Origin of the sequence: Sphingobium sp. B11D3B (genome assembly GCF_025961735.1) — a bacterium.
Classification (GTDB): domain Bacteria; phylum Pseudomonadota; class Alphaproteobacteria; order Sphingomonadales; family Sphingomonadaceae; genus Sphingobium.
Genome location: NZ_JAOQOF010000001.1, coordinates 3,361,482 through 3,385,556, shown reverse-complemented (window position 1 = coordinate 3,385,556; position 24,075 = coordinate 3,361,482). Strand labels below are relative to the sequence as shown.

At 61.4% G+C, this 24,075-nt stretch carries 22 protein-coding genes and 1 tRNA gene; 5 read left to right on the top strand and 18 right to left on the bottom strand.

Annotation, left to right across the window (positions count from 1 at the left end; genetic code table 11):
• Positions 1-1,470, bottom strand: coding sequence for a DNA phosphorothioation system sulfurtransferase DndC (gene dndC / locus M2333_RS15745; protein WP_264612375.1), 1,470 nt, complete (start codon positions 1,468-1,470; stop codon positions 1-3).
• A 26-nt stretch (positions 1,471-1,496) separates the two neighbouring features.
• The gene (gene dndB / locus M2333_RS15740) at positions 1,497-2,555 is read right to left on the bottom strand and encodes a DNA sulfur modification protein DndB (RefSeq protein ID WP_264612374.1); all 1,059 of its coding nucleotides are present in this window, start codon (positions 2,553-2,555) and stop codon (positions 1,497-1,499) included.
• Between the two features lie 147 nt (positions 2,556-2,702).
• On the opposite strand from dndB, the gene M2333_RS15735 reads away from it, so the two are divergent.
• Entirely contained in the window at positions 2,703-3,014 is a 312-nt protein-coding gene (locus M2333_RS15735) for a helix-turn-helix domain-containing protein (RefSeq protein ID WP_264612373.1), read from the top strand.
• 33 nt (positions 3,015-3,047) lie between these two features.
• On the opposite strand, the gene M2333_RS15730 is transcribed toward M2333_RS15735, so the two are convergent.
• The 3 genes from M2333_RS15730 to M2333_RS15720 form a co-directional block, all read right to left on the bottom strand.
• Positions 3,048-3,662: a hypothetical protein gene (locus tag M2333_RS15730; protein WP_264612372.1), complete on the bottom strand. Its 615-nt coding sequence runs from the start codon at positions 3,660-3,662 to the stop codon at positions 3,048-3,050.
• 525 nt (positions 3,663-4,187) lie between these two features.
• Positions 4,188-4,592: an MbcA/ParS/Xre antitoxin family protein gene (locus M2333_RS15725; RefSeq protein ID WP_264612371.1), complete on the bottom strand. Its 405-nt coding sequence runs from the start codon at positions 4,590-4,592 to the stop codon at positions 4,188-4,190.
• Positions 4,593-4,731: 139 nt separating this feature from the next.
• Positions 4,732-5,913 carry a hypothetical protein gene (locus M2333_RS15720; RefSeq protein ID WP_264612370.1) on the bottom strand — a complete coding sequence of 394 codons (1,182 nt, stop codon included), beginning with the start codon at positions 5,911-5,913 and terminating at the stop codon, positions 4,732-4,734.
• 355 nt (positions 5,914-6,268) lie between these two features.
• Between M2333_RS15720 and M2333_RS15715 the strand changes: the two genes are divergently transcribed.
• From M2333_RS15715 to M2333_RS15700, 4 genes are all read left to right on the top strand, one after another.
• Positions 6,269-7,057 (top strand): hypothetical protein, encoded by a 789-nt coding sequence (locus M2333_RS15715; protein WP_264612369.1) that lies wholly within the window; start codon positions 6,269-6,271, stop codon positions 7,055-7,057.
• Between the two features lie 95 nt (positions 7,058-7,152).
• Positions 7,153-9,366 carry a transposase family protein gene (locus M2333_RS15710; RefSeq protein ID WP_264612368.1) on the top strand — a complete coding sequence of 738 codons (2,214 nt, stop codon included), beginning with the start codon at positions 7,153-7,155 and terminating at the stop codon, positions 9,364-9,366.
• On the top strand, positions 9,363-10,415 hold the full coding sequence (locus M2333_RS15705) for a TniB family NTP-binding protein (protein WP_264612367.1): 1,053 nt from the start codon (positions 9,363-9,365) through the stop codon (positions 10,413-10,415). Before M2333_RS15710 ends, M2333_RS15705 begins: the two co-directional genes overlap by 4 nt.
• A complete protein-coding gene (locus tag M2333_RS15700) occupies positions 10,408-12,300 on the top strand; it encodes a TniQ family protein (protein ID WP_264612366.1) in 1,893 nt (630 codons plus the stop codon). The genes M2333_RS15705 and M2333_RS15700 overlap by 8 nt, the downstream gene beginning before the upstream one ends.
• Before the next feature lie 28 nt (positions 12,301-12,328).
• Here M2333_RS15700 and M2333_RS15695 read toward each other — a convergent pair whose 3' ends face one another.
• The 13 genes from M2333_RS15695 to nusB form a co-directional block, all read right to left on the bottom strand.
• Complete coding sequence (locus tag M2333_RS15695; RefSeq protein WP_264612365.1) at positions 12,329-13,228, bottom strand: hypothetical protein; 900 nt, start codon at positions 13,226-13,228, stop codon at positions 12,329-12,331.
• 67 nt (positions 13,229-13,295) lie between these two features.
• On the bottom strand, positions 13,296-13,601 hold the full coding sequence (locus tag M2333_RS15690) for an ArsR/SmtB family transcription factor (RefSeq protein ID WP_264612364.1): 306 nt from the start codon (positions 13,599-13,601) through the stop codon (positions 13,296-13,298).
• A gap of 845 nt (positions 13,602-14,446) precedes the next feature.
• Positions 14,447-14,522, bottom strand: a tRNA-Phe gene (locus M2333_RS15685).
• 158 nt (positions 14,523-14,680) lie between these two features.
• A complete protein-coding gene (locus M2333_RS15680; protein ID WP_264612363.1) occupies positions 14,681-14,881 on the bottom strand; it encodes a DNA gyrase inhibitor YacG in 201 nt (66 codons plus the stop codon).
• The gene (locus tag M2333_RS15675; RefSeq protein ID WP_264612645.1) at positions 14,871-15,908 is read right to left on the bottom strand and encodes a ribonuclease; all 1,038 of its coding nucleotides are present in this window, start codon (positions 15,906-15,908) and stop codon (positions 14,871-14,873) included. Before M2333_RS15675 ends, M2333_RS15680 begins: the two co-directional genes overlap by 11 nt.
• A complete protein-coding gene (locus M2333_RS15670; RefSeq protein WP_264587943.1) occupies positions 15,895-16,467 on the bottom strand; it encodes a Maf family protein in 573 nt (190 codons plus the stop codon). The genes M2333_RS15675 and M2333_RS15670 overlap by 14 nt, the downstream gene beginning before the upstream one ends.
• A 50-nt stretch (positions 16,468-16,517) precedes the next feature.
• Entirely contained in the window at positions 16,518-16,769 is a 252-nt protein-coding gene (infA, locus tag M2333_RS15665; protein ID WP_181558542.1) for a translation initiation factor IF-1, read from the bottom strand.
• A 79-nt stretch (positions 16,770-16,848) separates the two neighbouring features.
• Entirely contained in the window at positions 16,849-18,120 is a 1,272-nt protein-coding gene (locus tag M2333_RS15660; RefSeq protein ID WP_264612362.1) for an adenosylmethionine--8-amino-7-oxononanoate transaminase, read from the bottom strand.
• Complete coding sequence (gene bioD, locus M2333_RS15655; RefSeq protein ID WP_264612361.1) at positions 18,117-18,764, bottom strand: dethiobiotin synthase; 648 nt, start codon at positions 18,762-18,764, stop codon at positions 18,117-18,119. Before bioD ends, M2333_RS15660 begins: the two co-directional genes overlap by 4 nt.
• Positions 18,761-19,903, bottom strand: coding sequence for an 8-amino-7-oxononanoate synthase (locus tag M2333_RS15650; protein WP_264612360.1), 1,143 nt, complete (start codon positions 19,901-19,903; stop codon positions 18,761-18,763). Before M2333_RS15650 ends, bioD begins: the two co-directional genes overlap by 4 nt.
• 140 nt (positions 19,904-20,043) lie before the next feature.
• Positions 20,044-22,155, bottom strand: coding sequence for a sodium-translocating pyrophosphatase (locus tag M2333_RS15645; protein ID WP_264612359.1), 2,112 nt, complete (start codon positions 22,153-22,155; stop codon positions 20,044-20,046).
• Between the two features lie 450 nt (positions 22,156-22,605).
• The gene (gene thiL, locus M2333_RS15640) at positions 22,606-23,526 is read right to left on the bottom strand and encodes a thiamine-phosphate kinase (RefSeq protein WP_264612358.1); all 921 of its coding nucleotides are present in this window, start codon (positions 23,524-23,526) and stop codon (positions 22,606-22,608) included.
• A gap of 1 nt (position 23,527) precedes the next feature.
• The gene (nusB, locus tag M2333_RS15635) at positions 23,528-23,989 is read right to left on the bottom strand and encodes a transcription antitermination factor NusB (RefSeq protein WP_413716508.1); all 462 of its coding nucleotides are present in this window, start codon (positions 23,987-23,989) and stop codon (positions 23,528-23,530) included.
• Positions 23,990-24,075 lie beyond the last annotated feature (86 nt).

The window sequence follows — 24,075 nt, the reverse complement described above, 5'->3', positions numbered from 1 at the left end:
TCATTCGCCGTCGAACGGAAGTTCGAGGTCGTCATCCAGGATCAGCGCTTCGCCATCCGGACCGACGCCGATGGCGCGGCGCCGGGCTTCGACCAGCACGTCGAGATCGCGCCATTCGAGCTTGAACGCTTCCTCGATCCTTGTGTGGACCGCATGCCGGCGCTTGAGGCCGTGCGAGGCGCGCTCGATATCGAGCAGCTTCATCACCAGTTCGGTCGGTACGTCATTGTCGGCGCAGACCGCATCGAGCAGCTCGCCATCGTCGGCGGTGAAGGCGATCGCATCCTCGGCGACCCAGTCGAGTTCGCGGCCAAGGATCTCGCGCACCAGCCGCGGCACCGTGTCGGGCCAGTCGCCGCGCTCGGTCCGCCATAGCCGGCGGATTTCGTGGAGCTCAGCTTCCTGGATCAGCACCGGGGCCTCCCCGATCGGCGCGTCGCGCCGCACTTCATTCTGGATGTGCAGCAGCTTGGAAAGCAGCTTGCGGCAAAAGTCCATCGTATAGGGTCCGGGCATCACCCGATCGGTCTTGCCGATGAAGGAGACCTGGCCGGTGCGCCTGCGGAAATCGCGGAACTCGTGCTTGCGCTCGGGAATCTGGGTCTCGGAGAGCATGTCGCGATATTCGAGCAACGGCGTCAGCCATTCCTCGCCGGAATCGATCATCGCCTCCATCGCCTTGTCGCGCTCGACCACGGTGCAGACCCAGCAGCCGAAGCGCGAATTGCCGCAGGACGGTGTCGTCGTATCGACGACGAGCGGGCATTCGCCCGACGCGGCGTTGCGATACATCGCCACGAGATCGCGATTGTCATTTCCCCAGGGGGACTGGTTCTGGAGCAGATAGGTCCAGACCTCGTCAGTCGAGAAATCCGCGATCGGCGCATAGACAAAGGCATTGAGCAGCGAGCTGTGCTTCGACAGGCGCGAGCCTTCGATCTTGTGCAACGACATGACCTGGGCGCGGGTCGCGGATTCCTGTGAGCGGACCCCGAGCACCATCACCACCTCGCCGAACTCGGCAACGCGGCTCTTGATGAAGTCGTTGGCCGGCTCGATCTTGAGTCGCTCGGTGCACCAGCGGAACCGCCGCGACGGCGCTGGATAGCCGCGGCCGATCAGATTGACCCAGAAGCTGCGCCCGACCTCGGGCACGACCTTGTGGGTGACGATCGGCATGTTCTTTTCGATCGCAGCCTTGGCGATGCGTTCGAGCGATACGTCGATATAGCGCGACACGACCGGGGTCTCGACCAGCGTGTCGGAGCTGATCACATAGATTTGTTTGGTGCGTTTTTCAGGCGGGAGAGCCTCGATCGCGGTCCAGATGATCTGGAGCGCGGTGGTCGAATCCTTGCCGCCGGAATAGCCCACCACCCAAGGGCGGGAGTCGGACAGATAAATCTCGCGCACCTCGTCGTAGATGCGCGCCAATCGCGTATTTTTGCCGTCCAACCCGTCTTCACTCATACCATCATCCGTCCCTTGGAGCTGTGCTAACCGATTTGCCGCGCGCCGTCAGTTCCTTCCTGCGCAAGCGACCGAGAAATCAGCTCGGCAGTGAGGACCACGCTGGTCCGCGACCGATTGATCTTGCCGCCGACGAGCGCGCGGCCCTCCCAAAGCGCCCGGTTTGCGCGCGACCAGTCGACATCGCGCAGGCCGACCAGCATCACCGGCCAGCCGTTGGGATTGTCGTTCATCGCCCGCGCGCCGGCGATGGCGATCGCCTCCAGCGCGACGCCGTGGGCATGAATCATGTCACGGCGCAAATCCGCCGGGGACGCTTCGCGCCGCGCTACGGCCAGCCAGTCGGGCATATTAGCGATGACCACGTTCCAGAAGGCAACGACGTCGTCGGCCCGCTCCGGCGTCGCATCGAGACCCGCCTCGCTAACCAAAGTGGCCACGGCGGTATGAAGGTTGCTGAACGCGAAAAGCTTGCGCGATCCGGCGGGCAAGTTCGAGCGGGTGAAGTCGGTCAGGTCGCGCAGGAGCGGGATTGCATCGGCGACGGCACGGGTCAGGCGCGCGCCCTGGTCGCGGCTGTCGTAGAACAAGCGGAGCGACCGCGCCGGCTTGACGCTGTGCTGGTTGAGATCGACGAACATCTGCTGCGATCGTTCGAGTCCTTCATCGGGAAAGATCGCTACTGCGATCGTCTCGTCTCCCAGATGCGGACGCTCGCGTAGCGCCTCGACGATCCCCGCGCGGCGGTGCTGGCCGTCGTTGATCAGGATCGTCGCGGTCAAGTCCACGACGAGAACCCCGACCGAACGTGACGTGCTGTCCGTGCCCAACGGTTCGAAGCGGAACCCGCCGTCAATCGACGCGGCCAACGCCGACAGGACATATTCGCGAGGATGGTCGGCGATATACTGGGCGATTGCCGGCACGCGCCCCTTGTTGAGTTCGCGCTGGGCGCGGAGCTCGGGCGGAAGCTCCTCCTCGTCGAAGCAGAACAGGCGGCCGACCGAGCGCAGCGGGACCATGATCACATAATAGGCTCGGCCGGCCTGCACCCCGCGGATGGCCGCAAATCTGTAGGAATTCATAGGCCGCCGCCCTCTGCGCCGGTGACAGAAAAACGCTTCTACACCCTCATATCGCTTGGGAAACTATAGTCACAGGTCAGAATATAGTCAATATACCGGGGATATATATACCGTGGACCTCGTTCGGTTTTTTCGCAATGTGAGCGCATGGCTACTCCTGCGATTCTCTCAGAATTTGGAAATCAAGTCCGCGCTATGAGGCGAGCGAAAGGCTATTCGCAGGAGACATTTGCATCCTTGGCGAACATCGATCGTGGAGCGTTCGGAAAAATCGAGCGGGGCGAGATCAATGCGGGCCTGATCTCGATTGCCCGGATCGCGGTGGCGCTTGAATTGAGTTTGTCAGAGCTTTTGCAGGCTATCGCCCTCCAGCCCGAGGAGATCAAAGCCATACCGAGAGCAGCACGCGGGCCGAAGCCGATAGGTATGCGACGCCACCCCTTCATCACAACCGACTGAAGGCTCCGCCACGCGCCGTTTTGGATTATCGCGCTACTTTTTCTTGCCCTTCGTGAGCCGTTTGGGAAGCTTGGTTTCTGTCGCTTGTCCGGCAAGGCCCGGCTTCAACAAGCGGAATTGCCTTCCAACTGCATCTCCCATCATGGCGATTACCTCCTCCATGTCGCGCCCAAGCATCCTGCTGCGTTTCCGCTTGAACATGAGGTGGTAGAAGCTCGACCAGAATATCGCAGAGTCATCGAATTGGATCTTCTTGATCGGCCCCAGAACGGACAAGCAGCCTCCGTGACCGAAAATGGCTGAAGCAAGGTCGACAGTCGCAGCCTTGCATGTTGAGAGGAAAAGCCGTCGTCCGTCAGCCAGTGCGGGCCCGACAATTTTGGCGAACTGCTTGGCATTAAGCTGATCGAGCGTGAGTGATATCAGATTATGGTTGCCATGGACTGAAATGTGCAGCCAGCGGTAACGTCGTTCCCGAAACTCCTCCACAAAGCGGATCAGCTCCTGTTCTGTGCGAACGTAGCGATAGATTGGTTTGCTACCGGCCATCCTCAACACGCGGGAGATCACCTCCCCTTCGCGGTGGTCGGCCTCATCCTCAAGGTCCAAGGACTCTATGATAAAAAGCTTGGGGACAGTGTTCGCCATATGAATAAGTTAGTCGCAGAAATTGGTATTGAAACATCAATTGTATTCACGGGAACGAGAATCCGTTTACTCCCGTGGAGCCTTCGCAGGTCAGATTCTGACCGAACGGCCGCTATCGGGAAGCTGCGTGGCGAAGTCGAGCGTCTGACTAGAGGGCGGAAGGCGCCGAAATCTGCCGGGCCAAGTGGCTGTAGGCATGCCAAGCCGAAAGCTCCGAAGCCGGCGAACTCATCCGCTAAGAACGGACGTTCGCGGCACTAGACTGAGCCCGTTTGATGGATCCTACGGGCGCTCAACAAAGTACACACGGCACGGCACCCCATTTGGGAATCTGTCTGCCTCATGCTGGGGATAGCCATTCGCGAGCAACCATTCGTCAATGGTAGTTCCTTCCGCCGCCTCAAACGGCTTGGGAAATCCATAATAATAGCCGTTTGGAGGATCGATCATCCGAATGCGCATGATGCCTGCTTTCCTGTGTTATCGCCTGAAACGCCCGTCACCGAAATCCTGGGATAATCAGTGCTACAAAAAGATGATTTCATCGTCTTCATAGGGCTTGAAGTCGACATCGACCCGGGGGGGCGACATGTAGACACCGAGGCAAGCGGCATCCAGGAACCGCCGCGCAGTCATGAGGGCATCTTGCGTTCCGGCGGTGACTAGAGACATTGGCGGGTTGCCGCCAAAGACGCGCTCATCGTTCGGACGTCGCAACCATCCGGCGGCCGTCTCCCCTTCGCCGAACAGGATTCTCACAGCCCGATAGATGCCAAGGAGCGCAGAAATGCGCGTGAGAGTGTCGACTGAGAGAACGATCTCTTTGCCCGCCTGCGCCCGCTTCTTCCAAACGCGATAAGTCGACGTCGCAGGATAGCCGAGGACCAGTCGGCACTCTTGCAGCGTCAGGCCCCATTCGATCGCGATCATGTGGAATGTCCGGAGTGCCGGCCCGCTCAGGCGACGCCGATTTGATGTGGCGAAGAGAGAAATGTCTAGACGCGGGAGGGCCGGCTCGTCTTGGCTGCTCATCGAACCTGTCCCCAACACCGCCTCGCTCCTACATCACCTAAAGTTGCGATTGCTTGAGTGCCGGGAGGTAACCTACCGCATCGACGACCTCGGCCGCCAATGGTGCCGGCAATACCGAGGCGAAGACGTCACTCAACGCAGTGCCGATCGCGCTGATATTTGCTTCGCGCTCGTCCTCATCCTGTGGTGCGGCACCGACACCAAACGCATCACGGATCTTCTCATTATGGATCGTAACTTGCTCGTGGAAAGCTTCCATGATGGAGATTTCGGGGCGCTGTTGAATGTCTTCGCCAGCTCTCTCGGCCGCGCCACTCGTATTCTCGCGAAAGATGAAAGGCCCGAGCCTGTTGCCAATAAGCCGCCTCAGGACCGATCCGTGACGCCGGCCGCCAATGACGCAACGACCTTCGATGCCCAGTCGGGCAGTCACCTCCTCAAAGTCTGAGACGCGCTGCTCAAGCCCCGGCGGCACGACCCATTCTATGGCCCTTATGGAGGGCGCGATACGAAGGTTTGCTGGCAACCAGCTGACATGGCTTCTTATGACCGACGCAATCAAATGGCCGAGCCCTGCGCCGACCCCTTCATCGCCCGAAAGCTCAAGGCCCAGGATCGTGCGGCTTTGCTTATCGATCAGGAAGGTCGCGACAGCGTAAAAGCCGCTGGCGGCCACATCGAGACCGCACTGATCGATAACGAGATCCTGCCCGACCGATATTCTTGAGGCTGCAAATTCGATCAGTGGTGACGTGCGCAGCTCAGAGATGCGCGTGCGCACGGTGGGCTCGGAGGGCACAAGCGTCTTGCCAAATTCACTTATCAAGCTCCGATAGACGACGGCCAGCTTGGCCTCAGGGTCAACTTTCAGGTGGTCGATCAGAGCTTGATCGACATCCGGATGAAGACCTGTACGGGCTGACGACCGCTGCTTCACGCGATGGTTGGGAGCCAGGCCGATCGCAGGCCCCAGCTTCCTCATCTTGGTGAGTAGATGGCTCACATTGCGCGGCGACATTGAGAGCTCTGCGGCGGCAGCTGCGGTCTTCTCCATCGAATGAGGTGGTGTCGCCTCATAAGCCGCGAGGACGCGCAAACGCGTGTCGAACATATCCCGTTTCGTTGGAGGGATGAGGGCCACGACGTTCAGCTGCTCGCGGAGATCAAACCTCCCCTCGCAAAGCCCCTCGATGAGCCGCTGGCGTTCCGCGTCGGTCATTAAATCCCCAAAAAATCGTTTGATAATCGACGGTTATAGACAAAACGTTATTTTGTCAATTTTTCTGTTGCCAACCGTCAATCGACCCGTATTTTAAATGTCATAAGGTTTTTATTGCATTCCAAGAATAGATTGCCGGGTGAAAGCCTTATATAAGAAGGAAGTTTTTGATTAATACGACAAGGGATAAGTTATCTAAGACATATATATAATCACTCTTACCTCATTGCCATATCCTGAAATCGATCTTTTCGAATATCGAAAGGAAACGAAACTTTGCGGCCAAACTATAATTCAATTTATTTTTTTAAACCGCCTTAATTTGGCGAATATCCCACGAAAGGGGGAATATTCAATGAATAATTCGCAGGAAACGATCGACTTGATCGATCATGATATCCGACACGAGATCGACACCATCAGAGCCGAGATGACGGTGGATCGGGTTGTTTTCCCTCTTAACGAGGGAGAAATCCGCAATCCGCTCAATGGCGCTAGGCTTGTTGAGACCGATGGCTATCCATCGAAGCGCTATCGTCGCTCCTTCAGCACTGAAGCGAGCGTTGAGCGCAAGATTACGCACCAAGCGGAGGTGCTCACGAACTACATCGCCTATCGCACTCAGCCGCTCCGCATTGAGGTCACCTGGAGGGGAAAGCGCTACTCCGCGATCCCTGATGCGGCCCGGGTGATGATCGGTCGCATTCCTGAGTTGATCGAGGCGAAATATGATTTCGCAGCCTTTGACGAGGGGAAGAACCTTTTCCAGCGGGCGATTTCTGAATGCGGAGCGGAAGCATTGGGGTGGGATTACACCCAGCTCACGCATAGCAATCTCGGGAACGAGTACTTCATCGAGAATGTCACTGACATCCAGTATTATCGCTTCAATCACGTGACACTTCGTGAGCAGCAGATCGTCAACAAGGTTCTACGCCGTCACGATCTGATGCTGTTGGGCGACTTGGCAGATGAAATCTCCAGCTGCGCGGTCCGTGGGCAGACGACGCTTTATGCGATGATGGTACGTCGTCTCCTCTCGATCGATCTCAATCGCCCGCTCTCACGCAGCAGTATCGTGCGGCGCGCGCCGGACTTACCTCAGACGCCTTACCGCATCTGGCTTCCGCCACACGCTAAGTAGCGGCCGCCGATACTCTTCAAACCCGTCAACCTAGCCCCTGAATCTCGTCGTGAGATTCAAGTCGGCTGGTCACGCCTACCGAACCGGAATTCTTTATGCACGATATCAACCAACCGACCGGCGTCCTTCCCGACGCGTTTACGATCAATTCGACCTTCAAGATCGATGACCAGCTCATGATGTACAAGGGCGACCTAGGGGACGATGCGCTCAACATCATCGACGTGAAGTCCGGCAAGATGCTTTACGTGACGAACCCGGAGACCGGCCTCAAGACGGTCGCCAACCGAGTGTGGCTGCTTCACACAATCGCCAAGGGCGCGCTCGAAATGGTAAGCAGCGATGTCAGCAAGCATCCGCGCGTTGCCGACGACCTGCGCGAGCTTGATCTTGAAGAGCTCAAGGCCCTCGACCCAATGGCGCCGGCGCGCGTTGGGCTCCTTTTCCTGCTCGCCAGCGAAGGGATTGTGTCGAATGATCCTGCGCTGGGCGGCCATATCAAGCGCATATGGTCCGCCAAATTCACTAGCTATGGGCTGTGCCCGGCGACGTCAACGGTCCGCACCTGGCTCCGCCGAACCGACCCAGAGCGGCCGCAGCTTGCCGACCTCGTCTCCATGACAGGGCGCGTCGATCGCCCCAAGCGTCTCGACCCTGAAGTCACTAGGATCGTCGAAGACAAGGCGGTTTGGTATTGGCTCGATCGCGGCCGCAAAATCGAGGACGCATTTTCAGCGGCTGTTGCGGCGGTGAAGGAAACCAATATCGAGCGGAAGGCGAAAGGCCTGGAAGTCCTGAAAGCGCCGTCTCGGGAAACGATCCGGCGCGAGGTTCGCGGGATCGAAAGCCGGTCTATGTGGGTTCAAAAATTTGGCGAAACCGCAGCCAAGCGGCATTGGGATGCTGCCCGTGGATCGATCACTGCCAAACGCGCCCTCGAGATCGTACAGATCGATGACACCGTCCTCGATTGCATCGCCTGTGTGGATGCGGAGCATCGTCTTCCGGCAAACCGGCCTTATCTGTGCATCGCGATTTGTGTCGCAACCCGGTGCATCGTCGGATGGGTGCTCTCATTCTCTCCGCCCACTGCGAGCACTGTGGCCGAATGCCTTCGTCGCATGGGGACCGACAAATTCGACCTCTCCCCAGAATGGATCGAGCGATACCCGGTCCTGCGCGAGATAGCCGGAAAGCCCAGTGTCCTTTATTCGGACAACGGCAAGAACTACATCGCGATTTCTACCGTCGAAGTCCTCCGCGATCTCGGAATTACAGTCCGCCGCGCGCCGATCGGTGCACCCAAATCGAAGGCTAATGTCGAGAGTTTTTTCCCGACGCTCAAGAAATGGCTTCTGGAAAAATTGCCAGGGCACACTCTCGATCCCAAGACGCTGCGCGAGCTAAATCTTAACCCCGAGGTAAGGGCAGTTCTCCTGATCGAAGAGCTGGAAGCCCTAATTCAGGAGTTCATAAACACCTATCACATTTCGTTGCATTCCGGAATCGGCACACAGCCGGCGGCGGCCTGGCTTCGCTCGATTAAGGCGCATGGCAGGTTGATGCTGGACGTTCGTAAGCTGAATATCCTGACTTGGCTCACCGAACATAATCGCAGGCTCACCACTGGCGGCATCCGCTTCAAGGGGCTGACCTATCGGAGCACCCGTGAGGTCAACGAGTTGCTCGAGGCGAACCTGCCGGGCGAGACCATGAAATCTCGCCTAAAGGGGACCGCTGCGTGCAACGTCCAGATCAAATATAACCCTGAGAATCTAAGGAGTATCCTGGTTCGCAACCGGCAGACTGCGGCCTATGTAGAGGTACCCTGCTTACAGCAGCGCTATGCGGATGGTCTGACTCTCCACCAGCATGAACAGCTGCAGGAATGGGCCAAGAACCGCAATCTCGAATTCAATTCGGAAGAAGAGCGCATTCTGGCGCGCCACAACCTGAATCTGTTCATCGAAGCGACGATCCCTGGCATGACGGGCCGTCAGCGTCGCGCAGTGGCGCGTTTTACGGAAGGTTCGATCTCGAAGGCCGAGCGCCATGAGGCTGAGATCGCGCATACTGAGGCGACTAGCAGCGGCATGGGGCCAGTGCTGGAGCAGGATGACGCTGCAGCCGAGCGCACCGACGCTGAGACGCCGATCTGCATGCCTGCCAGCGGCAAGGTCGCTCAGGGCGGTAGCCATGACTCGGATACCCGCGAGATCCAAGACGTCGATCCCGACTTCGGCTCCGACGACGACCTGTGGCAATCACCGCCGGATGACGACCTGAACTTTGAGGAGGACTATGCATGAGCAAGCTCCTCAAGTCGGCAATTAAGACTCCGAAGGGCGCGGTGAAAGTCATTGCCACCTTCTGCCCAGCCGAACTCAAACCCGCGACCGGCACCGCCGGTCGCGAGGTCACCCTTGAGCAACTGAAGGCGACGGCCGCCGCCATCGGCAAGGTAAACGATATCTATCTACAGCATCCCGCCCATCGCGAGATCTTCTCGCGAATCGATTTCCTGCGAGAGCTTGGTGCTTCCAGCAATGGCATGACGCGGGCGGTGCGGGTGACCGGCCCCTCATTCGCAGGAAAATCCACGGCTCTTGCCCAATATGGGCAAATCCTTGAGCGGCGTGGGCAGATGAAAGACGGCCGTAAGACGGTCGTGTACGTCAGCCTCGATCGCGCTTGCACCACCAAACGCCTCATCGCGAGTTGCCTAGAGGCCTATGGCGATGAGTATTCTGACCGGGCGGTCGAAGGTGTCCTGCGCCAGCGCCTCTATAAATGTATCGCGCGCTTCCAGACTGAGGTGCTGATGATCGATGAGATTCAGCACATGGATTTCCGCTCATCGGAGCGCGACGACGCGACCGACATGCTCAAACGCTTCCTTGACGATCGCAAAGCCTCATTGGTTCTGGCCGGCAATGAAAATGCTCGCGCGTTCCTCGAGAGTAACGTGCAACTTTCCAACCGGATGGTCACGCCCTGTGACATCAATCCGTTGGACCGTAGGAACAGCGCCGACGCGAAAGTCTTCCGCGACTTTATCAAGCGTCTGGATGACCAGATTGTCTCGGCCGGCGTTATGCCTGAGCCTTCGAACCTCACGGATCGGCGGATCTTGCTGTGCGCACACGAGGTGAGCCAAGGTCTCCTGGGTCGAGCCAAAAACCTTGTCCGGGTAGCTTTGGAGAATGCCCTTAACCGTGGGGCTACGAGAATGGAGCCACATGATTTTGCGGTTGCGACGCGCGAGTGGGCGATGCCTCTCAAAATCATCTCTTATAACCCGTTTGTTAGCGGAATTCGGACCTCTGCTGCCGATTATAGGGAGGCCAGCGATGTTTGATGCCGCAAAATGGATGGCACCCGAGCCGGGCTCGGGCCGAGTGCTCTTTCCGCTCGCACCCTTTGCGGGGGAATCTTTGCTCGGACTCGTGGCGCGGGTTGCCCGGGACAACCTTCACAGCTCGATTGCCTCGATCACAAATACGGCAGGATACCCGCATATCCATTGCTACGATTTGGATCGAGCCAATCTGGACAGATTGCCTGCGTTGGCGCGGACGCTAGGCGTCGACATTGCGGAGCTCGAAGCCAGGTCTCACCCTGTCGTCAATACTCCCGGACCCGCGGCAGTGGATTTTTTTGGGGCGCGGGTCGTCGCGTGTGATCTGAAGACGAGGGTCCGCAGATTTTCGCCGACGACAGTCTCTGATGAGCCATTCTACCGTGCAATCTGGCAGCACCGGTTGCTGCCCTATTGCCCAGTGTCACTCGAACTTCTGATCAGTAGGTGCCCGGGCTGCGGTCGCGGATATGGTTGGTACCATACGTGCGAGGTGGGCACCTGTGAACATTGTGGCTATCGCGCGGTGCCGTGTGACACCAATCGCGTGCCCGACGAGTATCGGGACGCCTATCGACGAATGGCAAGCTTACTCGACCCATCCGTCCCGGCTCGCCCGTATCAGCATGTCGACCTCAACCGGCTGGGGAGAGGTGAGTTGTTTGAGATGGGGTTGGCTCTCGGCGCAGCGCTTGCCGACTTACCGGACCTTCCCAGGGGCAATCTCTATCAGTGCGAACCAGCGCAAATCGCGATGATCCTGTCGCTCGGTGACGAGATTATGTCTAACTGGCCAGGTAGCTTGGAGCGAACGGTCGCGGGTCGGCTCAATCAAGCTCCAGTCGCTGAGCACCGGTTGATCCTCCAACGCCTAAAGCGTGTCTGCTATCATTCGAAAAGTTGGCCTGAGATAATAGCCATTCTGCGAGCAGCCACGCCAAAATTCTTCGGCACGCTCCGCAGCGTACATCAAGCTATTATCCCTGAACGTGTCATGGGCACCGACGTGGGCAAGGCACTTCGGATCTCCGCCGGTCGCTTTGCGCAATTGAAGCGGTCTGGGGCGATCACGGCAGTCACAAAATCAGGTAAGCAGCACCGCTTCGAAGACTTCAACTCGTCTGATGTAAACAGGCTCGCCGACGCTTTTTGCGGAAGGCTAAGGGCAGCGACCGTCGCAGAACGGCTCGGAATCACTTTCCACGGCGTCGAGCAGCTGATCTGCCTCGGGTTGCTGGAGTGGGAGAACGATCCAGCTCTCCTTTGCTTGTGGAACAAAGCCTTCACGACCAAACTCTCATTCGCGTCGTTCGTTTCTACGCTGGAACAGAAAAGCACCGTCCCGCACACTAAAGACAGCGCATGGCGGCCAATTAAGCACGTTCTGAAGAGGGTTGGCCGACGTGAGAAGCCCTTCGGACCCGTCATGCGCGAAATGATTGAGAGAAAGCTGCCCTTCAACATCACAGAAGGGTCCGCGAGGCTTTTTGACCGGATCAGGGTGCCTTCGGACACATGCCGACTAGTTGAATCTCTTCGATTTGATCGAAACGATTATCCTGATTTTTTCTTTGAGGACGTTATGCCGAGGCGAGATGCGGAATCGGTGCTGAACATTACAACCCGCGTGAGCGCCAAGGCACTTGCTGGACTCTCTGACAAAGGACAACCGATACCCATCAAAGGCGTATTATCGCTTGCCAACAAGTACATTTCTTCGGGCGAGATTAAAGAACGTTGGCTCGGCGCCTCTGCGGTCCGACCAAGCAGCTACCTGAAGAAGGCCGGCATTTTGGCGAACAGTCCCGCTGGCTGGCTTCGCAATGAAGTTGAGCAATATTTCAACGCAGCTTCGCAAACACGATCGAACTCACGCAGCAGGTAGGCTCGGCACTAATTGTACTGCAAGCTCGCTAGGGCTCAAGCGAATGGCGATGAATCAGCTGAGCAATCACGGTGGCCGCTGCCGTATAACTCACGCCCTCGGACGGAGGCAGGCGATCACGAAAACGATTGTAGGAATCGATCTCACCGATGGCTCGGCCATATAGACTCCGGAAGCCGAAACCCGCCACATAGCCATCGGTTGAGAAGGAGACGGACTCAGCATCGATAGAAACACGAAGTTCATCATCAAACGCCGCTAGGGCCCTAGTGCAACACAGGCGCAACTTCTTGCCAACGCCGAATCGGCTGGCAGATGGGGCGAACTCACAGACGTCGGGGGCGCTGGGGCGCCCCGCAACAAGGCGATGGGAAATTAGTGCGCCTTCCCTAACGTCAAAAAGACCGATGATATGCGCAACTTCATCAGTGCCGTCATCGGTGCGAATCCAAAGGTTGAGAGCACAAGCGTCCAGAAGATAATCGCACGCGCTTTCGAAAGTTCGCTTCAGTCTCGCGCGGCTGGCGATGTCATCGACGCGCAACTTGATGGTTTGGGTCGAGACGTAAGGCAGCTTAGCTCGCAGGCGCTGGCCGACCACATTACTCACTATCTCTCGCTCAGTCGCGCTAGGGCCAAGATCGACCATGATTTTCTGAATGAGCGCCTCACAGGCTGGATCGATCCGCCGGCGGTCTCCCTTTTGCTTTGCGACGATAGGTGCTCCGGCCAGGTCCGCCCGATATTGGGCGAGAAGGCCGTAAAAACGACGCATGGAAATGCCTAGTTTTGATGCTCCTTCTTCCATAGCAGCGAGGCTACCCTCGCCTGCGGCCTCATAGTCGGTAAGCGCTATGTGACGTCGGATTGTCTTAGCCCAGTGCATGGGCTTTTGGATGGCAAGCCGGTCGACGAGAATCTGATCCAATTTCTTTCTCCACCTTTGGGCGAAGCAAGAAATCAAACCTTTTGGCTAAGTGTGCCCTTGAGCGGCGTCATCCAACCTTTGGTGATCCGTTAGGCTTCGGAGTGAAGGCCTCAAGGAAAGCAATCAAGGATCCCAGAACATCCTGATTGACCTTATAGATGACCGACTTTCCCACCCTCTGAGCGGTCACCACGTGGGCACGCGCCAGCACACCAAGATGGGTGGAGGTCGTGTTCTGGCGCGCGTTCAGGCGGCGCGCGACCTCGCCCACCGGCAGGCCGTCGTCGCCGGCCTCCGCAATCACGCTGAAGGTCGCAAGTCGCGCTGGCTGGGCCAACGCGGCAAGGGCCTCGGAGGCCGATTCACGTTCCATGCTTCTGCCTAACAGACGCTCTTCATGGGCACCAACGCAAATGGTACTTCCTGACGATTATATATCATTATCTCGTGATATGTTGATATATAATCGTCAGGAGGCTACGTAAGTGGGCGGAAAGGTGCGAATCGAGGTCTTGAGGAGCGAGAAAAATGGCAGGCAATCGTACTAGCTACCCCGCGAATGACGGGTTCCGTAGTGGCCCTACTGCGAGGCGATCGGGCCAAATTTTGGCTGTCTCTTGGGCGACGCCGCACCGGCCTCGCCAATGCCTGCTCCAGTTGCCAGCGACGGAGAGCAGGCGCCTCTACACCGCAACGCTCGTTCACGGAACAGAGGATGAAATGATCCACGGCTTCTATGCCGTGGTCGACACAGTCGTTAGCAGTTTATTTCGGAAGCTCCTCGATCGACACGGACCTGATGCAGCCAGCGAGGCGATCTTCAGGTGCGGTTTCGATCCAAGTGACCCAATTGTCGTCTCCTTAGTGTCGGACGCGATCTCCGACATGCTCCTGCTAATCGACGCCCAGCCTAACTCCACTCTGGGCGAAGGCTTGGAGATCGAATTCGAAAGCAGATTTCGCCTCAGCTGATTGGGGAGCCGATCTTCCGACGCCGGCGCGCCCTGCACGAAGTGCCAATGACACTTCCGGCAGACTTTCCATTCGCACGTGATTGCACCGTGACGATGGCGCATATCAAAGCGGGTCGCCGATTTCCCCCGTTCAAGAAATCCGTCACATTTTAGGGGTCAGCATTTCCTTAGACCGTAGGAACGGCTCTTTAGCGTGCAGACCACCCGTGCTCTAATGGGTGGGACTATTCAGATGCTGAGAAAGTGGTGCCCGGGGACGGAGTCGAACCGCCGACACTGCGATTTTCAGTCGCATGCTCTACCAACTGAGCTACCCGGGCACGGGGATCGCCTCTGGTGCAAGACCCGGCGAAAGAGCGTGCGCTATAAGCATGGTCGCGGGGGCATGTCCAGCCCCGTTTCGCCCTTTTCCGTTCAAGAAAGTGACGGGAGCCGAAGATGCGCATTCCGCCCGCATTTGGCGGGCCTTGCGCGCCGGTCAGCCCCGCGAACCGTCCTCACTGGCGGGTCCGACGCTGCCGCCTTCGCCATCCTCGTCATCATCGGTACGGACGGGGACGCGATAGCCCTCGTCCATCCAGCCGATCAGATCACGGTCGCGGCAGCCGCGCGAGCAGAAGGGGCGAAATTCCTGCACGCTCGGCTGGCGGCACAAGGGGCAGACATTCTTAATGGGCATGATGCGCCCCCAGCGGCAAGGCGTCGTCGATGCGCAGGTCCAGCGACCCGCCGCGCCGGCGCTCCAGCAGCTTTATCCAGTCCGGATGAGTGCGGATATCCTTGGCCACCGCAGCCGGCACCGTCAGCACGACCGGCCCGCCTCCTCCGCCGGCCGTCTCTTGCCGCTCGGCCGCGCGCAGCGCCGCCATGCTCGCCGCGCGCACCGGATCGGCGCGCAGCAGTTCCATGAGCGAGGGCCGCTCGCGCTTGCGGATGATCTGCACGAAGCCAAAGCCGTTGACCGCCGTGCGTTCGAAGGGCTGGGGAAGATATTTGTCGATCTGCGCCGCCGCGATCAAGCGCTCGTCCTTATTGTTCATCGTCGGCAGATCGATGCCGATGGAGCCGGATATGCCCATGCGCGCAATGGCCTGCGCCGCGAGCTTGGCGCCCTTGGGGCCGAGCTGGGCGGGCGGCGCGGCGCCGTCGACATCGATGAGTGTCATCGCCGGCGTCGGGAAGATGCGCAACGCGGCATCCTCGGCGCCGACCTCACCGCTCATCGCCTCGGCCAGCAATTCGCTCCAGCCGGCCGCTTCCATCCGGTCGGCCTCATGCGCGGGGCATGGCACGATGGGCACGCCGCTCGCCTGCAGGCGCTGGAGCAGGCTCGGCCCGGGACCGGCCTGTACGCCGGGCTGCGCGATGCGCCCCTTGGCCAGCTTCTCGCGCGCTTCGTCCAGCCCCGGCTCGGCGATGGCCTCGCGCAGGATCTCGACGCGCACGGGCGCGCCCTCTGCGACCTTAGGCGGGATCGGCTCGATCAGGACCATCTCGCCGCTATCCAGCCGCGCGATGCCGCGCTTGCGGGCGATGAGCGTGCGCACCAGCCGCCCGGAATGAATGCCGCCGGCGCGGGCGCGCTTGTCTTCCCGCTCGATCTGCGCCTCGACGATCCGCCCGCCCCTTACCAGCGCGGCGCGGGCCTCGCCAATGCCCTCTTCATAGAGCCAGTGGAGCGTCGTGGGTGTATCAGTCACAAGAATAGCCTGCTGAAAGGAGGAGCGTGCGCGTTTCGTGGAGCGGCAGGCCGATCACGCCGGAGGGGCTGCCGGAGAGGACGCGAATCAGTCCCGCCGCGCGTCCCTGAATGGCGTAGCCACCCGCCTTGCCGTCCCACTCGCCGCTGGCGAGATAGGCGTCGATCTCCTGCGGATGCAAGCGCTTGAAGGTGACGGTGCTGGTCGAGAGCTTGTGGCGCGCCTTGCCCTCGGCATCGATCAGCGTGACCGCACTCAGCACACGGTGACGCCGGCCGGAAAGGAGCGTCAGGCAGGCGCGGGCCGTGGCTTCATCCTCCGCCTTGGGCAGAATGCGCCGCCCGCAGGCCACCACCGTATCGCCGCTCAGCACCAGCGCGCCGGGATGACGTGCCGCCACCGCCGCGCCCTTCTGCGCGGCCATGCGCGCGGCATAGGGCGCCGGCAGTTCGGTCTTGCCCGGCGTTTCATCGATGTCGGCAGGGTCCACGCCATCGGGCGTCACGCCGATCTGGGCGAGAAGGTCCAGTCGGCGCGGCGAGGCGGATGCGAGAATGAGGCGCATGGAGTCGCCTGTCCGGCTATCGCGGGGCGGAGGCGCCGCCGCGCTGCCGATCAGGGCTGGCCGGGGCCAGGGCCGCCGCGGCCGGGCATGTAGCGATAGGTGATCCGGCCCTTGGTCAGGTCATAGGGCGTCAGCTCGACCAACACTTCGTCACCCACGAGCACGCGGATGCGGTTCTTGCGCATCTTGCCTGCGGTGTGACCGAGGATTTCGTGATCATTTTCCAGACGGACGCGGAACATGGCGTTGGGCAGCAGCTCAACCACCTGCCCGCGCATCTCGAGGAGTTCTTCTTTGGCCATAATCTTCCAGTTTTTCGCGAATGGCGCCCCATAGCCGCAAAAGCGCGGATTGGGAAGCGATTGAGCCGTCCGGTGAATTTCAGCGCGTGTGCCAGTTCGGGCGGGTATCCACCGCGTCCGCAATGACGGAGAAAGCCTGCGCAATCTCGGCCGGCGTCGTGCAATAAGGCGGCATGAGATAAATGGTGTTGCCGAGCGGCCGTAGCAAGAGCCCCCGCGCCAGCGCATGCGCCCGCAAGCGGGGCGCGACGTCCGACAGATAGCCGCCATCGGGGACCACCATGTCGATGGCCGCGATGGTGCCAATCCGCCGGGAGTTATGGAGGCGGGGATTGCCGGAGAGCGTGGCCAGCCCTTCATCAAGGGCCAAGCCCAGCGCGGCGATGCGCCCCGGCACATCCTCGTCCCGCCAGATCGCCAGATTGGCATTGGCCGCCGCGCAACAGACGGGGTTGGCGGTGAAGCTCGATGAGTGGAAGAACATCGCCGCGCGGTCCGTGCTGCGGTGCGACTCGAAAATTGCTGCGCTGGCCAACGTCGCCGCCAGGGGGACCGCGCCCCCGGTGAGCCCCTTCGCCAGACAGAGGATATCCGGCGCCACGCCGGCCTGTTCGCAGGCAAACAGCGTGCCGGTTCGGCCCCAACCGGTCATCACTTCATCGACGATGAAGAGGACATCATGCTGCGCACAAATTTCGGCAAAGGCACGGAGTGTTTCCGGGGGATAGAACAGCATCCCGCCGGCCCCCAGCACCAGCGGCTCGACAATGAACGCAGCGGGCTTGTCGCCCGTCCGGCACAGCCGTTCCAGTGCATCGAGACTGGCCTGCGCCTGCCCTCGCGCGGGGAAGGGCACCGTCTCCACGTCGAACAGCAGCGGTGCGTAAGCGCGATTGAACACGCCGCGCTCGCCCACCGACATCGTGCCAATGGTATCGCCATGATAGCTATGCTCGAGCACCAACAGGCGGTGCCGCGCCTCGCCGCGATTGTGCCAATGGCCGAGCGCCATTTTGAGTGCCACCTCGACCGCGGTCGACCCGCTATCCGAGAAGAATACATGATTGAGGCCAGCCGGCGTCAGCGCCACCAGCGACCGGGCCAGCGCCTCCGCCTGCGGATGGGTGTAGCCCGCAAAGATCATCTGATCGAGCGTGCCCGCCTGCGCCGCAATGGCCGCCGCGATGCGCGGTTCGCAATGGCCGTGGGTGATGACCCACCAGCTTGAGATCCCATCCAGCAGCCGATGGCCGTCATCGCAGGTCAGCCACGCGCCGCAGGCCGAGACGATCTGCGGGATCGGCTCGCCAAGCCCATGCTGGGTAAAGGGATGCCAGACCGGGGAGGTCATGACGGCCCACCCAGGGCCATCCGCACGGCAGCCAGATCGATATGCGCGTGCATGGCCTGCCGCAGATGCGCCGCATCGAGCGGGTCCAGCATCGGCAGACGGCCGAAGCTGCGCACGCCCGTCAGCGCCGGCACGATCGCCTCATTATCAGGATGTACCTCCCCGACGAAGATCAGCCCGGCAATGGCGATGGACCGCGCTTTCAGCGCCTCGATGCTCAGCAGGCTGTGGTTGATCGTGCCGAGCCCCGTCCTCGCGACGAGCAACACCGGCGCGCCCCAGCCCGCGAACAGGTCGATCATCAGCATCGACGGATCGCGGCGGACGGGCACCATCAGGCCCCCGGCCCCCTCGACGATCAGGGGACGCGCAGGTGGGAGGGTTAGACGGGACGGGTCCAGCACGAGCCCTTCCCGCTCGGCGGCCAGATGCGGCGAGGCCGGGAGCGCGAGCCGATACGCCTCCGAGAGGCACTGGCCCGGCGCAACGCCGAGCGTCACGGCATCCGCACTGTCCGTGCCATCGGCCGTGCCGGCCTGGATCGGCTTCCAGTAGGAGGCGCCAAGAGCCGCAGCGAGACCGGCCGCAACCACCGTCTTGCCGATGCCGGTATCTGTGCCCGAGACGATGAGGGCGCCGCTCATGCCGGCACCTGTCCGAGCGCTTGCTGCAAGGCTTCCCCCAGTTCTGCGATGATCTGCTCATCGACATTCAGCGTGAGCGACACGCGCAGGCGCGCGGTGCCGCGCGGCACCGTGGGCGGGCGAATACCGCGCACATCGAACCCGGCCTGCTGCAGCAAGGCCGCAACCTGCATCGTCCGCGCATCGTCCCCCAGCACGATGGGCAGGATCTGGCTGGCAGGCGCGGGAAGCCCCAGCGGCGCGCATAAATGCTGCGCAGCATGATCGATCAGATCGCTCAGGCGCGCGCGCAGATCGTCGCCCTCCAGACTGCGCGCCAGCGCGGCCCGCACCGCAACCGCCATCAGCGGCGAAGGCGCCGTCGAGAAGACGAAGCTGCGCCCGCGATTGACCAGCAGATCGATGATCGGCCGCGTGGCCGTCACCAGCGCCCCCTCCGCGCCCAGCCCCTTGCCGCAGGTGTGGAGCGCAATGACATTCTCCGCCGACTCAAGATGCGCGCCCAGGCCCCGCCCGCCCGGCCCGTGAACGGCGGTCGCGTGCGCCTCGTCCAGCACCAGCATCGCATCATGCCGCGCGGCGACAGCCGCAAGGTCATCGACCGGCGCCCTGTCACCGTCCATGGAATAGAGCGTTTCGGCGACGATCCACACCCGCCCCGTGCCACCCTCGCGCCGCCAGCCGGCAATGGCGTCGGCAAAGGCGTCGGCATCATTATGCTGCGCCAGCACGGAGCGCGCCTTGCCGAGCTTCATCCCGTCATGGGCGCTGGCGTGAATGAGTGCATCCGCGACGACAAGATCGCCCGGTCCCGGCAGGCCGGCAAGAATGGCGATGTTCGCGGCAAAGCCATTGGCCAGAAACAAAGCCGCCTCGCTGCCGAATATCTGCGCGGCCTGCGCCTCCAGCGCCTCATGCTCCGGGGCATTCCCGCGCAGCAGCCGCGACCCGCCCGAGCCGACCGGCACGCCCCGCGCCAGCGCATCAGCCACCGCAGCGGCAATCGCCGGATCGCCGGCGAGGCCGAGATAGTCGTTGGACGCGAAATCATGGCCCGCGCGCGACATGAGCCGTCGCCGGCGTACGCGACGCTCCAGCGCGTCAAGCTGGGACTGGAAGGAGGCAAGCGCAGAAGACATGGCCGGCGCTATAGCGTCGGCGCCTCCGGCTCGCCAGCATCGCGGAGAGGGCCCATCGGCCAAGACGTGAAAAGCCCGCCCGGACAGGATCCGGACGGGATTTCCTCCTCTCCCGTTTCCGGGATTGTGCGCCGGGATCTTTACATCGCCCCGTGCGCCAGTGCGGCGAGCAGAAGCAGCGCCACGATATTGGTGATCTTGATCATCGGGTTGACCGCCGGACCGGCCGTATCCTTGTAGGGATCGCCGACCGTGTCGCCCGTCACGGCAGCCTTGTGGGCCTCCGAGCCCTTGCCGCCATGATGGCCATCCTCGATATATTTCTTGGCATTGTCCCAGGCGCCGCCGCCACTCGTCATCGAGATCGCGACAAACAGCCCAGAAACGATCACGCCAAGCAACAGCGCGCCCAGCGCCGCGAAGCCCTGCGCCTGCCCGGCCACGGCGGTGATGATGAAGTAGACCGCAATGGGCGTCAGCACCGGCAGCAGCGAGGGAATGATCATTTCCTTGATCGCCGCCTTGGTCACGATGTCCACGGTTCGGGCATAATTGGGCCGGGACGTGCCGGCCATGATGCCCGAATCGCTGCGGAACTGCTCACGCACATCCTCGACCACCGCGCCCGCTGCCCGGCCCACGGCAGTCATGCCGAATGCGCCGAACAGATAGGGCAGCAGCGCCCCCAGCAGCAGACCCACGATGACGTAGGGATTGCTCAGGGAGAAATCGACCGCGATGTCCGGGAAGTAGATTTCCAGATCCGCCGTGTACGCCCCGAACAGCACCAGTGCCGCCAGCGCCGCCGAGCCGATGGCATAGCCCTTGGTCACCGCCTTGGTGGTGTTACCCACCGCATCGAGCGCATCGGTGCGGTGGCGCACATCATCGGGCAGGCCCGCCATTTCCGCGATGCCGCCGGCATTGTCGGTCACCGGGCCATAAGCATCGAGCGCGACGACCATGCCGGCCAATGCGAGCAGCGAGGTAGCCGCGAAGGCCACGCCGATGATCCCGGCGATCTGGTAGGTCGCGATCACCGCGATGGTGATGACCAACGTCGGCAGCGCCGTCGATTCAAGGCTGATCGCCAGACCCTGGATCACATTGGTGCCATGGCCCGTGACGCTCGCCTTCGCGATGGACTTGACCGGGCGATAGTTAGTGCCGGTGTAATATTCCGTAATCCACACCAGCAGGCCGGTGACGATCAGGCCGATCAACATGCACCAGAACAGCGCCCTGCCGGTATAGCCACCAGTGCCATCCAGCCCCGCGCCGATCGCCACATCCATGTCGCCCAGCACGCGCCAGGTGACGTACCAGATGCCGCCGACCGAGAGCACCGCCGTCATCCAGAAGCCCTTGTAGAGCGCACCCATGATGTTTTGCGATTTGCCCAGCCGCACGAAATAGGTGCCGATGATCGAGGTGATGATGCAGATGCCGCCGACGACCAGCGGCAGTGACATCAGCGCCATGAGTTGCGCGGAGGGCGCATCGACCAGTAGTGCGATGGAGACCATGGTGAGGCCGAGCGTCACCACATAGGTCTCGAACAGGTCGGCCGCCATGCCCGCGCAGTCGCCGACATTGTCTCCGACATTGTCCGCGATGACCGCCGGATTGCGCGGATCGTCCTCGGGAATACCGGCCTCGACCTTGCCGACGAGATCGGCGCCCACATCGGCGGCCTTGGTGAAGATGCCGCCGCCCAGCCGCGCAAAGATGGAGATGAGCGAGGCGCCGAAGGCCAGCGCCGTCAGCGCGGCGATGATCGAGCGATCATTGGGCGCGAGGCCGCCCGGCCCGGTCAGATACCAGAACGTCCCGGCGATCGAGAGCAGGCCCAAGCCCGCCACGAGCATGCCGGTAACCGCGCCGGACCGGAAGGCCAGCGTCAGCCCGCCCTGCAGGGATTCACTCGCGGCCTGCGCGGTGCGGACATTGGCCCGCACGGAAATATTCATGCCGACATAACCGGCGACACCCGAGAGCACCGCACCGATCAGGAATGAGACGGTGGAGAGCAGACCGAGCGTGAAGAAGAGAATGATGGCGACGATGACGCCGACGATAGCGATGGTGGTATATTGTCGCCCGAGATAGGCCTTGGCGCCTTCCTGAATGGCACCCGCAATTTCCTGCATCCTGGCACTACCGGCCGGCGCGCTCAGCACCTGGCGACTGGTCACCAGACCATAGATCACGGCAAGCAGGCCGCAACCAATGGCGATCAAGACCGAGGTCATATCGCGTTCTCCCCTGTGACGGTGCCCGGGCGTTGACCGCCCATGTTCGGCTTTGGAGCGGAAGGTAAAGCGCTCTCCCGTGCCGTCAAGCGGTTAAACGGAAGGGGCGGGATCGGGACTATGCGTCCGTTCGCATCGAGCGAAGTCGAGATGCCGCAAGCGCCGCCCTGCTGTGTCTCGACTTCAGCTTACAGCTGAAGTTTATCCTGAGCGCCCGCCCTGCGGGCAGTCGAAGGGCTCGACACGAACGGGGCATCAGCCTTGCAATCGGCCCACGGCCGCGTCCACCTCCTAATCCGTTCGTCCTGAGTAGCCATTGAGCCGGTCGAAATGCCGTATCGAAGGACCGCTCAGGGCGCGATGCTTCGATACGGCTCTTCGATACGCGCCACGGCGCTACTCAGAGCCTACTCAGCACGAACGGAGGCAAGAGCGACCGTCAAATCCCTCCTAGCCGTGTTCGTAGCCCAGCCGCGCGGGCAACGGCACTGCCTTGCCATCTAGGCGCAGCGTCAACCCCTCGCCATGCTTGAACCGCCCGACCTCCAGCAGTCCGCGCGGCGGCGCCAGCGTGCCGGGCAAGGCAACGAGTAGCACATAATCATCGCCGGCCGTCGCAGCAGCCAGCCGCGCCTCGATGCCGTTCCCGCGCAGCGACACATAGGCGTCCGACAGCGGCACCTGATTGATCTCCACCGCGCAATCGCTGGCCAGCGCCATGCGCTGCGCGTCGATCAGCAACCCGTCGGAGACGTCCATCATCGCATGGGCCTGGGACGAGAGCGTCTGCCCGAGCGTGATGTGCGGCGTGGGCACCCGATAGGCACGGATCAGCTCCGCCGGCTCCTTCAGCCCCTCATCGAGCAGCCCCAACCCGGCGCCAGCATCGCCGATCGGGCCGGAAACGAACAAGCGGTCTCCCGGTCGTGCGCCGGTGCGCGCCGGCACCTGTTCATGCGCGGGCACCTCGCCCATGGCGGTCAGGCTGAGCACGCGCGGCGCGCCCGCGGGCAGCTTTACGGTATCGCCGCCAATGAGGTGCATCCCGAAGCTGCGCAGCGCCCGCCCCAGCCCATCGAGGAACCCCTCGTCCCAGCCGGGCTGACCGGTCAGTCCATAGTTCAGCAGGCAGGAGACCGGCACGGCGCCCTTGGAGGCGAGATCGGAGAGATTGACCGCCGCCAGCTTCCAGCCGACGGTCTCGGGTGGATCGTCGGCGCGGAAATGCACGCCTTCGACCATCGTGTCGCTGGTGATGACGAGTTGCTGCCCCATGGTGGGCATCACCGCGACATCGTCCATCAGGCCGCGCGCCGCGGGGTCGCTCGCCATGGCGCGCAGACGGCGGAGAAGGTCCGCCTCCGCGCTCATCTTAGCTGCGCACGCTCTTGGCGATGCCGTCGAGCAGGCCGTTGACGAAGCCGGCCTCGCGCTTGTCGTAGAAGGCGTGGGCGACATCGACATATTCGCTGATGACGCTCGCCGTCGGCACGTCGGCGCGGGCCAGCAGCTCATAGGTGCCGGCGCGCAGGATCTGCCGCATCGGCTTGTCGAGGCGCTCCATCGACCAGCCCTTGGCCAGCCGATCGATGATATGCTGGTCGATCTCTTCGCGACGCGCATCTACGCCCTTCACCACATCATCGAAGAAGGCCTGTTCGGCGGGGTGATAGGTCACGTCCTCAATGGTCGCGCCGAGGCGGTGCTGATGGAACTCATGGAGCAGCATCGGCAGCGGCGTGCTTTCCATCTCCTGCTGGTAGAGCGCCTGCACGGCCGCGAGCCGCGCCGCAGAGCGGGACTTTGATTTCGTTGGCTTCATTGCGTCCTTCATATCGGTTCGGGCGCGCGATGGATACGGGATTTCCCAACTACCAACCGTCACCTGGAAACTCTAATTCCGTTCGTCCTGAGCTTGTC

What these genes read in the sequence shown, in the direction of transcription:
- dndC (WP_264612375.1), bottom strand. Translation starts at nt 1,470, where the DNA reads ATGAGTGAAGACGGGTTGGACGGCAAAAATACGCGATTGGCGCGCATC.
- dndB (WP_264612374.1), bottom strand. Translation starts at nt 2,555, where the DNA reads ATGAATTCCTACAGATTTGCGGCCATCCGCGGGGTGCAGGCCGGCCGA.
- M2333_RS15735 (WP_264612373.1), top strand. Translation starts at nt 2,703, where the DNA reads ATGGCTACTCCTGCGATTCTCTCAGAATTTGGAAATCAAGTCCGCGCT.
- M2333_RS15730 (WP_264612372.1), bottom strand. Translation starts at nt 3,662, where the DNA reads ATGGCGAACACTGTCCCCAAGCTTTTTATCATAGAGTCCTTGGACCTT.
- M2333_RS15725 (WP_264612371.1), bottom strand. Translation starts at nt 4,592, where the DNA reads ATGATCGCGATCGAATGGGGCCTGACGCTGCAAGAGTGCCGACTGGTC.
- M2333_RS15720 (WP_264612370.1), bottom strand. Translation starts at nt 5,913, where the DNA reads ATGACCGACGCGGAACGCCAGCGGCTCATCGAGGGGCTTTGCGAGGGG.
- M2333_RS15715 (WP_264612369.1), top strand. Translation starts at nt 6,269, where the DNA reads ATGAATAATTCGCAGGAAACGATCGACTTGATCGATCATGATATCCGA.
- M2333_RS15710 (WP_264612368.1), top strand. Translation starts at nt 7,153, where the DNA reads ATGCACGATATCAACCAACCGACCGGCGTCCTTCCCGACGCGTTTACG.
- M2333_RS15705 (WP_264612367.1), top strand. Translation starts at nt 9,363, where the DNA reads ATGAGCAAGCTCCTCAAGTCGGCAATTAAGACTCCGAAGGGCGCGGTG.
- M2333_RS15700 (WP_264612366.1), top strand. Translation starts at nt 10,408, where the DNA reads ATGTTTGATGCCGCAAAATGGATGGCACCCGAGCCGGGCTCGGGCCGA.
- M2333_RS15690 (WP_264612364.1), bottom strand. Translation starts at nt 13,601, where the DNA reads ATGGAACGTGAATCGGCCTCCGAGGCCCTTGCCGCGTTGGCCCAGCCA.
- M2333_RS15680 (WP_264612363.1), bottom strand. Translation starts at nt 14,881, where the DNA reads ATGCCCATTAAGAATGTCTGCCCCTTGTGCCGCCAGCCGAGCGTGCAG.
- M2333_RS15670 (WP_264587943.1), bottom strand. Translation starts at nt 16,467, where the DNA reads ATGCGCCTCATTCTCGCATCCGCCTCGCCGCGCCGACTGGACCTTCTC.
- infA (WP_181558542.1), bottom strand. Translation starts at nt 16,769, where the DNA reads ATGGCCAAAGAAGAACTCCTCGAGATGCGCGGGCAGGTGGTTGAGCTG.
- M2333_RS15660 (WP_264612362.1), bottom strand. Translation starts at nt 18,120, where the DNA reads ATGACCTCCCCGGTCTGGCATCCCTTTACCCAGCATGGGCTTGGCGAG.
- bioD (WP_264612361.1), bottom strand. Translation starts at nt 18,764, where the DNA reads ATGAGCGGCGCCCTCATCGTCTCGGGCACAGATACCGGCATCGGCAAG.
- M2333_RS15650 (WP_264612360.1), bottom strand. Translation starts at nt 19,903, where the DNA reads ATGTCTTCTGCGCTTGCCTCCTTCCAGTCCCAGCTTGACGCGCTGGAG.
- M2333_RS15645 (WP_264612359.1), bottom strand. Translation starts at nt 22,155, where the DNA reads ATGACCTCGGTCTTGATCGCCATTGGTTGCGGCCTGCTTGCCGTGATC.
- thiL (WP_264612358.1), bottom strand. Translation starts at nt 23,526, where the DNA reads ATGAGCGCGGAGGCGGACCTTCTCCGCCGTCTGCGCGCCATGGCGAGC.
- nusB (WP_413716508.1), bottom strand. Translation starts at nt 23,989, where the DNA reads ATGAAGGACGCAATGAAGCCAACGAAATCAAAGTCCCGCTCTGCGGCG.